Here is a 15,640-nt window from a genome sequence, read left to right as displayed (position 1 = left end):
CCCTCCTCGTTCATAACGTTTCGACAGACAATTGGCGCCAGTTGGGCACAGGGTGCGTTCACGCGGTACCGCTGCGCTCACAACCGGCCCGGTTTTTGCCGCAGGACGCTCTCTATGTCCGTTTTATGTGTGACATAAGGTTGTCGGAATGGCTGATTCCAACTGTTTGGAACAGGGCCGTCAACCGTGCTGGAATTCAACGAACTAGCTAGTAGCACCGCCGAGAGGTTGTTGGACGAGTGAGGCGAAGCAACGCGAGCCCCGGGGTCGAACCCGCGCGGGGCAACTTCACCCCGCCGCCGCGAGCGGCCGCGTCGCCCGTTGACGTACCCGTGGAGCCACCCACCGCCCAGGGCAGCGGCAGCAAGTTCGCCCCGCGCAACTGGCGTGTGCCGACCAAGCTGAACGCCATCCTCCTCGTGCCCGTCCTCGTCGGACTGGTCATGGGCGGGTTCCAGGTCAAGGGCTCGGTCGACAGCTGGAACGAGGCCAAGGACGCCGAGAAGACCGCCCGCATCGTCCAGGCGGCGGCCGAATACGGCCAGGCCCTCCTCAACGAACGTGACCTCACCGCCGAGCCGCTCCTCAAGGGCGACCGCAACAGCCCGGTCGTGCAGAAGGCGTACGCGGCCACGGACGCGGCCAAGGAGAAGTTCGCCGAGGCCTCCAAGGACCTTCCGAAGAACCAGGGCCTCGAACACCGCCTGGCGCTCTTCCACCAGGAAGAGCCCAAGCTGGAGCAGGTCCGCAAGACGGCCTACATAGCGCCGGAGACGCCGAAGAAGGCGCTGCCCAACTCGGCGGGTCCCATCCCGACCGAAGAGGGATACGTGCTGGTCCAGCACTACCTCATGACGTTCTCCAACGAACTGGGCCTGGGCACCGGCAACGTCACCAGCTACGGCCGCATGGTCTACGCGGTCGAGCTGGCCAAGGCCGCCAACTCGCTCCAGCGGTCGGTGGGTACGCACCTGCTGGTCCGCCCCAACGAGAACGAGGACACCCGCAAGGGCCAGCTCGTCGCGTTCTCCTCCTACGCCTACCTCGAAGAGATCGCCATCGGCGAGTACGTCGCCGCCGGCACCGACGCGGACACCAACCGCCTCAAAGAGGTCATGGCGGAGAAGTCCAAGGACGGCGCCGCCAAGCTGACCGCCGCCAAGCTGGCGGCCGAGCAGGCCGGTACCCCCTTCAAGGCCCCGCCCGTCGTCAACGGCTCCGCCCTCACCGGCATGACCGAGGCGATAGCCAGCGGCGTCAGCAAGGACAAGCTCGCCGCCGCCGGCACCACCGCCCCCGCCTGGCAGGCCGCCGCCACCGCCAAGTTCGACGGCTACGCCGAGATCGAGAAGGAACTGCTCGGCAAGGCCGTGCAGGACTCCGTCGCGCTCTCCGACGCCGCCCGCAACGACGCCATCATCACCGGTGCCGCCGTGGTCGTGGCCCTGCTCGCCGCCTTCATCCTGGCCGGCATGATGGCCCGGCAGATGAGCCGCTCCATGCGCCGCCTGCGCAGCGCCGCCTTCGACGTCGCCGAGCAGCGTCTGCCGACGCTCGTCGACCAGCTCTCGCGCACCGACCCCGGCAAGGTCGACACCCGCGTGACGCCGATCCCGATCAACTCCCAGGACGAGATCGGCGAGGTCGCCCGCGCCTTCGACCAGGTCCACCGGGAAGCGGTCCGGCTCGCCGCCGAGCAGGCGCTCCTGCGAGGGAACGTCAACGCGATCTTCACGAACCTCTCCATGCGCAACCAGTCGCTGATCGAGGGCCAGCTGACCCTCATCACCGACCTGGAGAACAACGAGGCCGACCCGGACCAGCTGGAGAACCTCTTCCGGCTGGACCACCTGGCCACCCGTATGCGCCGCAACGGCGAGAACCTCCTCATCCTCGCGGGTGAGGAGCCCGGCCGCCGCTGGGACCAGCCGGTGCCCCTCGTCGACGTGCTGCGCGCCGCCTCCTCCGAGGTGGAGCAGTACGAGCGCATCGAGCTCTCGGGCGTCTCCGAGGCGGAGATCCACGGCCAGGCCGTGACCGACCTCGTGCACCTGCTCGCCGAGCTGCTGGAGAACGCGACCACGTTCTCCTCCCCCCAGACCAAGGTCCGCGTCAACGCCACGCGTCTGCCCGACGGCCGCGTCATGGTGGAGATCCACGACAAGGGCATCGGCCTCACCGCCGAGGACTTCGCGGACATCAACCACAAGCTGGCCAACCCGCCGACCGTGGACGCCGCGATCTCGCAGCGCATGGGCCTGTTCGTGGTCGGCCGGCTGGCGGACCGCCACGGCATCCGCGTCCAGCTGCGTCCCTCCGGCGAAGCGGCCGGCACGACCTCGCTGGTCATGCTGCCGGACGCCATCACCCACGGTGGCGGTGGCGAGGGCATACCGGAGGACGACTTCACGGTCTCCTCGATCATCCCCGAGCAGCAGGCCCAGCTGGCCCCGCCGCTGCGCACGGCCGCCGAACTCGGCTTCGACGACTCGCGCTACGACGCCCAGGGCGACGGCGCGCAGGGCGGCGAGGAGCGCTCGCTCGACCCGGTCGGGCGGTCCCTGACCCAGCAGGAGCGCCGGGCCGCGCTGGCGGCCCAGGTGGGCTACCCGCAGGAGCAGGACCAGGACCAGCAGTCCGGGCCCGCCTCGCAGGAGTATCCGGAACCGCAGCCCGAGCACGGGTACCAGGAGTACCAGGGCTACGAGCAGCAGTCCGAGCAGGGCTACGAGTCCTCGTACGAAGAGCCGGCCGCCGAGCAGTCCTACGAGGGCTACCCGCAGCAGGGTTATGCGTATCCGGAAGCGGAATACCAGGACCAGGACCAGGGCGGACAGTCCTACGACGACGGTTACGGATCTCAGTCCCAGCAGGCCCAGTGGCCCGAACAGAACACCTACTCGGGCGCCTACCAGCAGGATTACGGGACCGAATCGGAATCCCAGGCCGCTCCCGAAGCGGCTCCGGACCGCGTAGGCTTCGATCGTCCGGGTGCCGCTGCCGACACCGGCCACCACATGACCGGGGCGGGCCTGCCGCGCCGCGGCAGCCAGCAGTGGCAGTCGGGACAGCAGAAAGCGGAGTCCACCGGATCCCTCTTCGAGCAGCGGCCGCAGCGTCAGCAGCAACCGGCCGGCGCGGAGCTGGAGCCGGAGGAGACGGCAGGCAGCGCGGCATGGCGTTCGAACAACGACGAGCGCTGGCAGCAGGCCGCCAAGCTCCGTGAGCCGAAGGCGGGCGGGGTCACCCCGTCCGGTCTCCCTCGGCGGGTGCCCAAGGCCAACCTGGTCGAGGGTGCTGCGGAGACGACCCCGCAGGGCGGCCCCCAGGTCTCCCGCGCCCCGGAGGACGTCCGCGGCAGGTTGAGCAACCTGCGGCGGGGTGTCCAGCAGGGACGCAGCGCGGGTTCCGAGCAGTCAAGTAACAGCTATGACCAGGAGCGTTAGTGTGAGCCCGATGAGCCAGGCGGCACAGAACCTGAACTGGTTGATCACCAACTTCGTGGACAACACCCCCGGGGTGTCCCACACGGTGGTGGTCTCCGCCGACGGCCTTCTTCTGGCGATGTCCGACGGATTCCCGCGCGACCGCGCCGATCAGCTGGCGGCCGTGGCCTCCGGTCTGACCTCGCTGACCGCCGGGGCCTCCCGCATCTTCGAGGGTGGCGCCGTCAACCAGACCGTGGTGGAGATGGACCGGGGATTCCTGTTCCTCATGTCCGTCTCCGACGGTTCGTCGCTCGCGGTGCTCGCGCACCCCGAGTGCGACATCGGCCTCGTGGGCTACGAGATGGCCCTCCTCGTGGACCGAGCCGGCAGTGTCCTCACCCCGGAACTGCGTTCGGAGCTGCAGGGAAGTCTTCTCAACTAGCAAACAGGCAGTGCGTTTCGCGTCATCGCACCATAGGGTGCGGTGGCGCGGTTCTACAGGGAGTACTGCGTTCTTGGAGCAGGAGGAGGAAGCGTGACAACACCCGGAGGACATCCTTATGGCGGCGCGCAGCAGCCGCAGGGTGGGCACGACCAGAACCGCTTCAACTTTCCCTCCGCTCCCAGCCGGCCCGTGCCGGAGCACAACCCCTACCAGCAGCAGCCGTACGGACAGCAGCCCCAACAGCCGCAGCAACCGCAGCAACCGCAGGCTCCGCACCGGCTTCCGCAGCAGCAGCCGCGGGCCTCGCGTCCGCAGGCCCCCAAGGCGCACAACCCGCTGGTGCGTCCGTACGCGATGACCGGCGGCCGTACCCGGCCGCGCTACCAGCTCGCCATCGAGGCGCTGGTCAGTACCACGGCCGATCCCGCTCGGCTGCAAGGGCAGTTGCCCGAGCACCAGCGCATCTGCCGTCTGTGCCAGGAGATCAAATCCGTCGCGGAGATCTCGGCACTCCTCTCCATTCCTCTTGGTGTCGCCCGCATCCTCGTCGCCGACCTGGCGGAGGCGGGCCTTGTCGCCATTCATCAGCCCGGCGGCGACGAGTCTGCCGGCGGCCAGCCAGATGTGACACTGCTCGAAAGGGTGCTCAGTGGACTTCGCAAGCTCTAACGGCGGAGCGGCTCCCCGCTCCACCACCTCCGCGAAGATCGTGGTGGCGGGCGGCTTCGGCGTGGGCAAGACCACGTTCGTCGGCGCGGTCTCCGAGATCAATCCGCTGCGTACCGAAGCCGTCATGACCAGCGCTTCCGCCGGTATCGACGACCTGACCCACACCGGGGACAAGACGACCACCACGGTCGCCATGGACTTCGGCCGCATCACCTTGGACCAGGACCTGATCCTGTACCTCTTCGGTACCCCCGGTCAGGACCGCTTCTGGTTCATGTGGGACGACCTGGTCCGTGGCGCCATCGGCGCCGTGGTGCTGGTCGACACGCGCCGTCTCGCGGACTGCTTCCCCGCGGTCGACTACTTCGAGAACAGCGGCCTGCCGTTCGTCATCGCCCTCAACGGCTTCGACGGCCACCAGCCGTACACCCCGGAGGAAGTCCGCGAGGCCCTGCAGATCGGCCCGGACGCCCCCATCATCACCACCGACGCCCGCCACCGCGGCGACGCCAAGAGCGCGCTCATCACCCTGGTCGAGCACGCCCTGATGGCCCGCCTGCGCTAGCCGGCCCGCCCGGCCCGCACGAAAGGGCCCCCGCACTCCGGGAGGAGTGCGGGGGCCCTTTCGTCGTTGTGCCGCTGCTGCTCGCGGTGCTAGCCGCGCCAGCTGTGGGCGGAGCGGAAGCCGGGGCTGCGCTCCAGACGCCGCCAGCGGGCCTGGGAGCCGATGCGGTGCACCGGGGCGGCCGCGGGGGTGGAGGCGGCGCGGGCCAGCAGGATGGCGGTGATCGCGGCCAGTTCCTCGGGCTCGGCGTGGCCCTTCTCGACCTTGAGCAGCGTGTCTGCGGTGACGCTCATGGGTGGCAGGTCTCCTTCGCTCTTACTGAGGCGGGTTGCCGTGCTTGCGGGACGGCAGATCGGCGTGCTTGGTGCGGAGCATCGCCAGCGCGCTGACGAGGACCTCACGGGTCTCGGCGGGGTCGATGACGTCGTCCACGAGACCGCGTTCGGCCGCGTAGTACGGGTGCATCAGTTCGGCCTTGTACTCCTTGACCATGCGGGCGCGCATGGCCTCGGGGTCCTCGGCGTCCGCGATCTGCCGGCGGAAGATGACGTTGGCCGCGCCCTCGGCGCCCATAACGGCGATCTCGTTGGTCGGCCAGGCGTAGGTGAGGTCGGCGCCGATGGACTGGGAGTCCATGACGATGTACGCGCCGCCGTACGCCTTGCGCAGGATCAGCGAGATCCGCGGAACGGTGGCGTTGCAGTACGCGTACAGCAGCTTGGCGCCGTGGCGGATGATGCCGCCGTGTTCCTGGTCGACGCCCGGCAGGAAGCCGGGGACGTCGAGCAGGGTGACGATCGGGATGTTGAAGGCGTCGCACATCTGGACGAAGCGGGCCGCCTTCTCGGAGGCCTCGATGTCCAGGACGCCGGCCAGGTGGCCGGGCTGGTTGGCGACGATGCCCGCGACCTGACCGTCGAGGCGGGCGAGCGCGCAGATGATGTTGCGGGCCCAGCGCTCGTGGACTTCGAGGACGTCGCCGTCGTCGACGAGCTCCTCGATGACCTTGAGCATGTCGTAGGGGCGGTTGCCGTCGGCGGGCACCAGGTCCAGCAGCACCTCCGAGCGGCGGTCGGCCGGGTCGGAGGTCGGGTGGAGCGGCGGGTTCTCCCGGTTGTTGGAGGGCAGCATCGTGATGAGGTAGCGGACCTCGGAGATGCAGGTCTCCTCGTCGTCGTACGCGAAGTGCGCGACGCCCGAGGTCTCGGCGTGCACGTCGGCGCCGCCGAGCCCGTTCTGGGTGATCTCCTCGCCGGTCACCGCGCGGACCACGTCAGGGCCGGTGATGAACATCTGCGAGGTCTCGCGGACCATGAAGACGAAGTCCGTCAGGGCCGGGGAGTACGCGGCACCGCCGGCGCAGGGGCCCAGCATGACCGAGATCTGCGGGATGACGCCGGAGGCCTTGGTGTTGCGCTGGAAGATGCCGCCGTAACCCGCGAGGGCGGAGACGCCCTCCTGGATACGGGCACCCGCGCCGTCGTTGAGGGAGACCAGCGGGGCACCGGCCGCGATGGCCATGTCCATGATCTTGTGGATCTTCGTGGCGTGGGCCTCGCCCAGTGCACCGCCGAAGATCCGGAAGTCGTGCGCGTAGACGAAGACCGTGCGGCCCTCGACGGTGCCCCAGCCGGTGATGACACCGTCGGTGTAGGGCTTCTTCCCCTCCAGGCCGAAGCCGCTCGCCCGGTGACGGCGCAGCTGCTCGACCTCCTTGAAGGAACCCTCGTCGAGCAGCAGCGCGATGCGCTCGCGCGCGGTCAGCTTGCCCTTGGCGTGCTGTGCCTCGGTCGCCCGGTCGCTCGGGCCGCGCCGCGCCTGCTCCCTGAGGGAGTGCAGTTCGGCCACGCGCCCGCGGGCGTCCGTCGGCTCGCTCGGAGTCTGGTCCACAACGGTCATGTACCGACCTTACGAAGTGACGGGCCGAAAACCCTCCGTTGGTTCCGCACAGTCTCGGGAGCGATCCGCTGTCCGGCCCGGACAGAACCGTCCGAAGATGCGCGGACTCCACCAGACGGGGGGTCCGGCCGTTGTGGAGATCCTATAAATCACTCCGCCGGAGGCAGAGAGGTTGAAATTTGAACCGAATAGGCCTAACGTCAATGTCGTTGAAACTTAAACGAAGTTTCGACCGTCGACGGACCCGCCGGCGCAGCAGTCACCAAAGGAGCGATCATGGGCATCTTCACCCGCCGGAGCAGCAGCCAGAACACCGCCACCGCAGCCGCCACCCCGGCAGCTGTCGCCACGCTGGACGTGGACCCGGCGCTCGCGGCACTCACCGGCGACTACGCCATCGACGCGGCGCACAGCAGCATCGGCTTCACCGTCCGGCACGCCATGGTCACCAACGTCCGCGGCGCCTTCACCGACCACGAGGGCGTCCTGCACCTGGACGGCGCCGACCCGGCCCGCTCGACGGCCACCATCGACGTGAAGACGGCCTCCGTGGACACCGGCATCGCCGACCGCGACGGCCACCTGCGCGGCGCCGACTTCTTCGACGCCGAGACCTTCCCGCTGATGAGCTTCCGCTCGACCGGGGCGGCCGCGCTCGGCGGCGACACGTACCGCATCACGGGCGACCTGACGATCAAGGACGTCACCCGTCCGCTCTCGATCGACCTGGAGTTCAACGGCTCCGCCACCGACGTCTACGGCAATCAGCGCGTCGGCTTCGAGGGGTCCGCGCAGATCCTGCGCTCCGACTGGGGCCTGACGTGGAACGCCGCCCTGGAGGCCGGCGGCGTGATGGTCAGCGACAAGGTGAAGCTGACCTTCGACATCTCGGCCGTCAAGCAGGCCTGACCCGGTCTGCGGACCGCCCGGTGGCGGCCCTGGGCCGTCTCTTCCGGATCTTGCCCGACCCGCAGGGTCCGGAAGAGAGGGCCTAGAAGCCGCCGCCGCCGTCGAAGCCGCCGCCGCCCCCGTCGAACCCGCCGCCCCCGTCGAACCCCCCGCCGAAGTCGCCCGGGTTGAAGTCGGCACCCGACACGTCCCCGCCTTCGAACCCGCCCGCCCCGCCGAAGTCGGACGCGTACGCGGGACCGGACATCATCGAACCGAGCACCGTGCCCACGAGCAGCCCCGGCAGGATGCCGCCGCCGAAGTACCCGCCGGCCCAGGGGCCGTACGCCGGGCCCGCGTCGTAGTAGGGCCGCGGGCCGTAGTCGGTGTCGACCGTGCGCACCGCCGGGTCCAGGCCGTCGCGCAGCCGCACGGCGTCAGCCGTGCAGACGGGCACGGTACGGGCCGTCCCGCCCGCCGGGGCCCAGGTGGCGTCCTCGGTGCTCGGGCCGTGCCGCGGGTCGAAGAAGCAGGGCGCCCGGCGCTCGGGCAGCGGCCTGCCCTGACGGCGCGCGTCGAGGCGGGCCAGGGCGAAGCGGCCGTCCTCCAGCGCCTGCGTGACTCCCTGCACCTCCTCCGGGTAGCGGACCTGCGCCATGATCTGCTTGGCCTTCTCGTACGCGTCCAGGGCCTGCGCGTAGTCCGCGCGCATGGCGTCGTCGGCGCCGGGCTCACCGGGCCGGAAGTCCAGCCGGTCGAGTTCCTCGCCGAAGGCGGTGATGTCCTCGTCCACCACCACGCCGAGGCGGGCGATCGCGTCGCGCCGCGCCTCCTCCTTCTTCTTCCGGTTGCGCCGGACCAGCGCGTAGGCGCCGCCGCCGCCGAGGACGGCCACCGCGCCCAGCGTGACCAGGCCGCCGACCGGGGTCCCGCCGTCCGCGCCCGTGTCGCCCCAGGAGGCCGGGGCCCTGCCCTTGGCCTGGGTGAGGGCCTGGTCGACGAAGTTGTTCAGCTCGGTCACGGCGTCGACCGGTCCGCCCGCCTTCACGGCGTCGGTGAGGTTGCGTACCGCGACCCTCGGCATGACGGAGGCGTCGGCCCCGGCGTCGAAGCCGTTGCCGAGGCGGATCGCGTACAGCCCCGTGATCCCCGTCTGGGCCCGGACGGCGCTCAACAGCCCCTGGGGCGGGAACTCGTCGGTGGCCGGGAGGACCGCGACGAAGACCGGCTTCCCGGCCTTCTCGATCTTCTGGGCCAGCGCGTCGGCCTGCGCCTTCGGCAGTTGCCCCGCGGCGCGGGGGTCGACGTAGACCGGGCCCTTCTTGAGGGCCTGCGCGACCTCTGCGGTTCCGGTGGCGGCGGACGCCTGCGGTACGCCCACGAAGGCGACCGAGAACAGTGCCAGCAGCAGACCGGACAATACGGACATGAGCCTGGTCCTCATGGTCCCGACGCTACCGGAACCCGGCTCGTGCCGTGTGAACGGGAAATAAGGACCGCGGGGAGGTGGGAGGGGCCGCGCCCCTCCCACCGTGCGGCTACTCGGCCGGTTCCACTCCCGCACGCAGGAGGCCGTAGGTGAAGGCGTCCTCCAGGGCCTGCCAGGAGGCAGCGATGACGTTCGGGGCGACGCCGACCGTGGACCATTCGCGGGCGCCGTCCGTCGTGGAGATCAGCACCCGGGTCGTGGACTCCGTGCCGTGCTTGCCCTCCAGGATGCGGACCTTGTAGTCCACCAGCTCGAACTTGGCCAGCTGAGGGTAGAACCGCTCCAGCGCCACCCGCAGCGCGCGGTCGAGCGCGTTGACGGGGCCGTTGCCCTCGGCCGTCGCCACGATCCGCTCCCCCTTGGCCCACAGCTTGACGGTGGCCTCGTTGGCGTGGGTGCCGTCCGGGCGGTCCTCGACGATCGCCCTCCAGGACTCGACCCGGAAGTACTTGCGGGCCCGGCCCTCGGCCTCGGCGCGCAGCAGCAGCTCGAAGGAGGCGTCGGCGGCCTCGTACGTGTAGCCCTGGAGCTCGCGCTCCTTGACCCGCTCCACGACCCGGGAGATCAGCGCGCGGTCGCCGCCGAGGTCGACGCCGAGTTCCTTGCCCTTGAGCTCGATGGAGGCGCGGCCGGCCATGTCGGAGACCAGCATCCGCATGGTGTTGCCGACGCGTTCGGGGTCGATGTGCTGGTAGAGGTCCGGGTCGACCTTGATGGCGGAGGCGTGCAGGCCCGCCTTGTGCGCAAAGGCGGAGACGCCCACGTACGGCTGGTGCGTGGACGGCGTCAGGTTGACGACCTCGGCGATGGCGTGCGAGATCCGGGTCATCTCGGCGAGCGCGCCCTCGGGCAGCACCCGCCGTCCGTACTTGATCTCCAGCGCGGCGACCACGGGGAACAGGTTGGCGTTGCCGACGCGCTCGCCGTAGCCGTTGGCGGTGCACTGGACGTGGGTGGCGCCCGCGTCGACGGCGGCCAGCGTGTTGGCCACCGCGCAGCCGGTGTCGTCCTGGGCGTGGATGCCCAGGCGCGCCCCGGTGTCGGCGAGGACGGTGGCGACGGTGGCGGTGATCTGGGCGGGGAGCATGCCGCCGTTGGTGTCGCAGAGGATGACGACGTCGGCGCCGGCCTCGTGGGCGGTCCGTACGACGGACTTCGCGTACTCGGCGTTGGCGCGGTAGCCGTCGAAGAAGTGCTCGCAGTCGACGAACACCCGGCGGCCCTGTGCCACCAGGTGGGAGACGGTGTCGCGGACCATCTCCAGGTTCTCGTCCAAGGTGGTGCGCAGCGCGAGTTCGACGTGCCGGTCGTGGGACTTCGCGACCAGGGTGATCACCGGTGCGCCGGACTCCAGCAGCGCGCGCACCTGCGGGTCCGCGGCGGCGGAGCCGCCGGCCCGGCGGGTCGCGCCGAAGGCGACGAGTTTGGCGTTCTTGAAGTCGATCTCGGCGCGGGCGCGGGCGAAGAACTCGGTGTCGCGGGGGTTGGCGCCGGGCCAGCCGCCCTCGATGAACCCCACCCCGAAGTCGTCCAGGTGCCGGGCGATCGTCAGCTTGTCCGCGACCGTGAGGTTGATGCCCTCACGCTGGGCGCCGTCGCGCAGGGTGGTGTCGAAGACGTGGAAGCCGTCGTCGAGGGCCTCTGCCGGCGCAGTCGCCTCTGTCGTCGTCATGCTGGTCTGACTCCTGTCGGATGAGTGGTTCCGGAGACCGGGGATCCACTGCCCCCATCATCGCGCGCTGCCGGGCCCCGGCAGGAATGGGCCGGGAAACGAAAAAACCCCTCGCGGGTGCGAGAGGTCTGCGCGCGGGTCTGGGGCACGGTGGCCGCCTTCCCGTGGTGGTTCCACGGCTCAGCGGTCACTGCGGACCGGCGCGCTGCTGGCGATAATCATGAGCTGAGCAGGCACGTCCGCAGTGTGCCACAGCGGTCCACGCACGCGGACCGACGTCTCACTATGCGAGCGGGCCGCCTCCTGGATCAGGCGGACGGCGCCGCGAGCGTCTCGTCCACGAATTCGGTGACGTGGTCGAGGATGTCGCCCCGTCCTATTCCGGGCAGGCCGACGGCGACCTGGATGCTGAACCCGTCGAGCAGGGCCCGCATCCGGGCCGCGAAGCGGTCGGCGTCCACCGGACGGAACTCGCCCCGCGAGATGCCCTCGGCGAGCAGGGCCACCAGGTCGCGGTGCCAGGCGCCCTCGATGGCGGCCTGCCGCTCGCGTTCGCGGGGACCTGCGTCCTGGGAACGGTTCCAGACCTCCAGCCACAGGGTCCAGTGCGGGTCCCGGGCGCCGTCGGGCACGTAGAGGTCCACGTAGGCGGCCAGCCGTTCGCGCGCCGGGCCGCGGCGGGAGAGCAGGGCCCGCCGCTCGGCGCCGAGCGCGGCCTCGCTCCACTCCAGGGTCTGGAGCAGCAGCTCGTCCTTGCTGCCGAAGTAGTAGAGGAGGTGGCCGCTGCTCATGCCGACCTGGCGGCCCAGACCGGCCATGGTGAGGCCGTCCAGACCGCGTTCGGCGATCGTGGCCATGGCGGCGACGAGTACGTCCTCGCGCGGCGGGGCGTTCTTCCGCGCCGGCCGTACTCCACCCGCCACCATGGGCCTCTCCTCACATCGGTCCGGCCGCCCGGGTCAGACCTTCGGCTGCTGCTGGGTGATGCAGTGGATACCGCCACCCCCAGCGAAAATCGTACGTGCGTCGACGAGGGTCACGGTCCGCCCGGGGAACAGACCCCGGAAGATTTCCGCCGCCTCCTCGTCGCGCGGGTCGTCGAAGGAGCACAGGACGACGCCGTCGTTGCACAGGTAGTGGTTGATGTACGAGTAGTCGACCCACTCGCCGTCCTCCTCCAGGACCGTCGGCGCCGGGATCTCCACGACCTCCAGCTGCCGGCCCCGGGCGTCGGTGGAGGCGCGCAGGATGGCGGCGATGGTCTTGCAGCGCTCGTGGTCCGGGTGGGCCGGGTCGGGCTGGCTGTGGACCATGACCACGCCGGGGCGGGCGAAGGCCGCCACGATGTCCACGTGGCCCTGGGTGCCGTAGGTGCCGTAGTCCCCGGCCAGGCCGTACGGCAGCCAGATGGCCTTGGTGGTGCCGAGGTGGGCGTGGATCTCCTCCTCGACCTGCTGGCGGGTCCAGCCGGGGTTGCGGCCCTCGCCGAGCTGCACGGTGTCGGTGAGGAGCACGGTGCCCTCGCCGTCGACGTGGATGGCGCCGCCCTCGTTGACCAGGGAGGTGCTGTACGTCCGGGTGCCGGTCAGGTCCGAGACGTGACGGGCGATCTTCTCGTCGTGGCCCCAGCGCGCCCAGCTCTGGGCGCCCCAGCCGTTGAAGGTCCAGTCGACGGCGGCCAGCTCGCCGGCGTCGTTGGTGACGAAGGTCGGGCCGATGTCCCGCATCCAGGCGTCGTCGAGCTCCCGCTCCACGATCTGTACGTCGTCGCCGACGATCGCGCGGGCGCTCGCGGTGTCACCGGGCGCGACCACCAGGGTCACGGGCTCGTACGAGCGGACCGCGCGGGCCACGGCGCCCCAGGCCCCGCGGGCCTCGGCGAGCTCCTGCTCGTTGGTGAAGGTGGGGTTGGGGCTGGGCCAGGCCATCCAGGTGCGCTCGTGGGGGGTCCACTCGGCGGGCATCCGGAATCCGTCGTCGGCGGGCTTCGTCATGAGGGGTCCTTAAAAGGGCTGTGCCGGGTCAGAGGCTGTGCCGGCCTGCAAGTTGTGCCGGGTCAGAGGAAGTACAGGCGGTTGAGGGAGACCGAATCGGCCGCTTCCGAGCGCAGCGGGTCACCGTCGAGCGTGACGAGACCACTGCGCGCGTCCACGTCGACCGCGCCCACCCGGGAGTTGAGGAGGAGGTCCCCGGGGCCGATGCCTCGGGTACCGCGTACGGCCACCCGGCGCCTGCGCGTGGGCATCTGGTCGGAGCCCAGCGCCGCGGCCGCGGCGGAGACGAAGGCGACGGAGATGTCGGCGGCCGTGGCCCCGTAGGCGCCGAACTGCGGTCCCAGTACGAGCGGTTCGCAGGTGTCGGTGGCGGCGTTGGGGTCACCGGTGACCCCGTACGCCGGGAAGCCGGATTTCAGGACCAGCTGGGGCTTGGCGCCGAAGAACTGCGGGCGCCACAGCACGATGTCGGCGAGCTTGCCGACCTCGATGGAGCCGATCTCGTGCGCCAGGCCGTGGGCGATGGCCGGGTTGATGGTCAGCTTGGCCATGTAGCGCAGCACGCGGGCGTTGTCGTCGCCCTCGCCGTCGCCTTCCAAGGGGCCCAGCTCGCCCTTCATCTTGGCGGCCATGGCGAAGGTGCGCCGGATGGTCTCGCCGGCGCGGCCCATGCCCTGTGCGTCGGAGGAGGTGATGCCGATCGCGCCCAGGTCGTGCAGGACGTCCTCGGCGCCCATCGTCCCCGCGCGGATCCGGTCGCGGGCCATGGCCGCGTCGCCCGGGAGGTCCGGCTTGAGGTCGTGGACGGAGACGATCATGCCGTAGTGCTCGGCGACCGCGTCCCGGCCGAAGGGCAGGGTGGGGTTGGTGGAGGAGCCGATGACGTTCGGCACGCCCGCCATCTTGAGCACGTTGGGGACGTGGCCGCCGCCGCAGCCCTCGATGTGGAAGGCGTGGATGGTGCGGCCGTCCAGGACGCGCAGGGTGTCTTCGACGGAGAGGCATTCGTTGAGGCCGTCGCTGTGCAGGGCGACCTGTACGTCGTGCTCCTCGGCCACCCGCAGGGCGGTGTCCAGGGCGCGGGTGTGGGCGCCCATGTCCTCGTGGACCTTGAACCCGCTCGCGCCGCCCTCGGCCAGCGCCTCGACGAGGGGCGCGGCGTCGGAGGAGGAGCCGCGGGCGAGGAAGCCGATGTTGACGGGCCAGGCGTCGAAGGCGTTGAAGGCGTGCTTGAGGGCCCACGGCGAGTTGACGCCCACGCCCCAGACCGGGCCGAACTCCTGACCGATGACGGTGGTGACACCGGCGGCGAGCGAGGCTTCCATGATCCGTGGGGAGAGCAGGTGGACGTGGGTGTCCACGGCCCCCGCGGTGGCGATCAGGCCCTCGCCGGAGACGATCGAGGTACCGGTGCCGACGACGACGTCCACGCCGTCGAGGGTGTCGGGGTTGCCGGCCCGGCCGATCGCGTGGATGCGGCCCTCGCGGATGCCGACGGAGACCTTGCGGATGCCGAGGACGGCATCGATGACCAGCACGTTGCTGATCACGACGTCACAGGTCTCGCGGACGGCGGCGGCCTTGAGGTGCAGGCCGTCGCGTGCCGTCTTGCCGAATCCGGCCAGGAACTCGTCGCCCGGCTTCTGCGCGTCGTGCTCGACCCGGACGGTCAGGCCCGAGTCGCCGAGCCGGACCCGGTCGCCGGCCCGGGGGCCGAACACGGAGGCGTACTCGTGCGGGTCGATGTGCCGGCTTCCCGGCGCGCAGTGGTCGCTGTGGGGGGTCTGGCGGCTCATGCCGGGTTCCCTTCCGGGCGCGGGCTGTCGGTGTCGGTGCCGGGGGCTCCGGCGGCTTCGCGGCCCTGGGGGTCCGCGCCCAGGTACCCGCACGCCGCCGCCCTGGCCAGTGCCTGCGCCTTGGCGCCCGGGGCGTCCAGCGGGCCGTCGACCAGCCCGGCGAAGCCGACCGCGATGCGGTCGCCGCCGATCGGGACCAGGCCGACCTCGCCCTCGCCGTGCGGGTCGAAGCGGACGGAGGAGCCCGCCGGCACGCACAGGCGCATGCCGTAGGCGGCGGCGCGGTCGAAGTCCAGGCGCGGGTTCGCCTCGAAGAAGTGGAAGTGGGAGGTGACGCTCACCGGCACGGGGGCCGTGTTGCGCACCCTCAGGTGCAGTACCGGCTCCGGCTGGGGCGCGCCCGGGCCGGGCACGACCGCGCCGGGCGCGTCGTCACCGAGGCCCACGGCGCCGCGGATCGGCGAGGAGACCACCGCGAGGCGGGATCCGTCGTCGAAGACGGCTTCGACGTGGACCTCGGTGACCACGTCGGACACGCCGGGCAGCACGTCGTCGGGGCCCAGCACGCTACGGGCCTCCTCGATGGCCTCGGCCAGCCGCTTGCCGTCGCGGGCCGCCTCGCAGACCGTGTCCGCGATGAGCGCGGTGGCCTCCGGGACGTTGAGCTGCAAGCCGCGGGCCCGCCGGGCCCTGGCCAGTTCCGCGGCGCCGCGCAGCAGCAGCCGGTCGCGCTCCGTAGGGGTCAGCCGCACGCCGATCCACCACCTTTTGGTTCGATGGGTTAGAGCATCACTC

General features: G+C 70.8%; 13 protein-coding genes. 5 read left to right on the top strand and 8 right to left on the bottom strand.

Annotated elements, in window-relative coordinates:
• Window positions 1-239: 239 nt before the first annotated feature.
• From OHA81_RS22465 to OHA81_RS22450, 4 genes are all read left to right on the top strand, one after another.
• Window positions 240-3,446, top strand: coding sequence for a sensor histidine kinase (locus tag OHA81_RS22465; protein ID WP_329198606.1), 3,207 nt, complete (start codon window positions 240-242; stop codon window positions 3,444-3,446).
• Window positions 3,447-3,456: 10 nt separating this feature from the next.
• Window positions 3,457-3,870 (top strand): roadblock/LC7 domain-containing protein, encoded by a 414-nt coding sequence (locus tag OHA81_RS22460; protein ID WP_008739857.1) that lies wholly within the window; start codon window positions 3,457-3,459, stop codon window positions 3,868-3,870.
• A 93-nt stretch (window positions 3,871-3,963) separates the two neighbouring features.
• Window positions 3,964-4,542, top strand: coding sequence for a DUF742 domain-containing protein (locus tag OHA81_RS22455; protein ID WP_329198605.1), 579 nt, complete (start codon window positions 3,964-3,966; stop codon window positions 4,540-4,542).
• Entirely contained in the window at window positions 4,523-5,107 is a 585-nt protein-coding gene (locus OHA81_RS22450) for a GTP-binding protein (protein WP_136214583.1), read from the top strand. The genes OHA81_RS22455 and OHA81_RS22450 overlap by 20 nt, the downstream gene beginning before the upstream one ends.
• An 89-nt stretch (window positions 5,108-5,196) precedes the next feature.
• Here OHA81_RS22450 and OHA81_RS22445 read toward each other — a convergent pair whose 3' ends face one another.
• Window positions 5,197-5,400, bottom strand: a complete 204-nt coding sequence (locus OHA81_RS22445; RefSeq protein WP_329198602.1) for an acyl-CoA carboxylase subunit epsilon — start codon at window positions 5,398-5,400, stop codon at window positions 5,197-5,199.
• A gap of 22 nt (window positions 5,401-5,422) precedes the next feature.
• Window positions 5,423-7,006, bottom strand: a complete 1,584-nt coding sequence (locus tag OHA81_RS22440) for an acyl-CoA carboxylase subunit beta (RefSeq protein ID WP_329198600.1) — start codon at window positions 7,004-7,006, stop codon at window positions 5,423-5,425.
• Window positions 7,007-7,282: 276 nt separating this feature from the next.
• Here OHA81_RS22440 and OHA81_RS22435 point away from each other — a divergent pair, with 276 nt between their 5' ends.
• Window positions 7,283-7,915: a YceI family protein gene (locus OHA81_RS22435; protein WP_329198598.1), complete on the top strand. Its 633-nt coding sequence runs from the start codon at window positions 7,283-7,285 to the stop codon at window positions 7,913-7,915.
• Between the two features lie 82 nt (window positions 7,916-7,997).
• Here the strand turns inward: OHA81_RS22435 and OHA81_RS22430 are convergent, their stop codons facing one another.
• The 6 genes from OHA81_RS22430 to ureA all read right to left on the bottom strand — a co-directional run bounded on the left by OHA81_RS22430 (window position 7,998) and on the right by ureA (window position 15,597).
• Window positions 7,998-9,323, bottom strand: coding sequence for a hypothetical protein (locus OHA81_RS22430; RefSeq protein WP_329198596.1), 1,326 nt, complete (start codon window positions 9,321-9,323; stop codon window positions 7,998-8,000).
• Between the two features lie 109 nt (window positions 9,324-9,432).
• On the bottom strand, window positions 9,433-11,055 hold the full coding sequence (gene cimA, locus OHA81_RS22425; RefSeq protein ID WP_329198594.1) for a citramalate synthase: 1,623 nt from the start codon (window positions 11,053-11,055) through the stop codon (window positions 9,433-9,435).
• Between the two features lie 308 nt (window positions 11,056-11,363).
• Complete coding sequence (locus OHA81_RS22420) at window positions 11,364-11,981, bottom strand: TetR/AcrR family transcriptional regulator (RefSeq protein ID WP_329198592.1); 618 nt, start codon at window positions 11,979-11,981, stop codon at window positions 11,364-11,366.
• Window positions 11,982-12,014: 33 nt separating this feature from the next.
• A complete protein-coding gene (locus OHA81_RS22415; RefSeq protein ID WP_329198589.1) occupies window positions 12,015-13,049 on the bottom strand; it encodes an agmatine deiminase family protein in 1,035 nt (344 codons plus the stop codon).
• A gap of 62 nt (window positions 13,050-13,111) precedes the next feature.
• Window positions 13,112-14,845 (bottom strand): urease subunit alpha, encoded by a 1,734-nt coding sequence (locus OHA81_RS22410; protein ID WP_329198587.1) that lies wholly within the window; start codon window positions 14,843-14,845, stop codon window positions 13,112-13,114.
• Window positions 14,842-15,597: an urease subunit gamma gene (gene ureA, locus OHA81_RS22405; RefSeq protein ID WP_329198585.1), complete on the bottom strand. Its 756-nt coding sequence runs from the start codon at window positions 15,595-15,597 to the stop codon at window positions 14,842-14,844. Before ureA ends, OHA81_RS22410 begins: the two co-directional genes overlap by 4 nt.
• Between the last annotated feature and the right edge of the window lie 43 nt (window positions 15,598-15,640).

This window comes from Streptomyces sp. NBC_00667 (genome assembly GCF_036226825.1).
Classification (GTDB): domain Bacteria; phylum Actinomycetota; class Actinomycetes; order Streptomycetales; family Streptomycetaceae; genus Streptomyces.
Note: the sequence above shows the minus strand (reverse complement) of the source record. Positions and strands in the feature narration are given on the sequence as shown.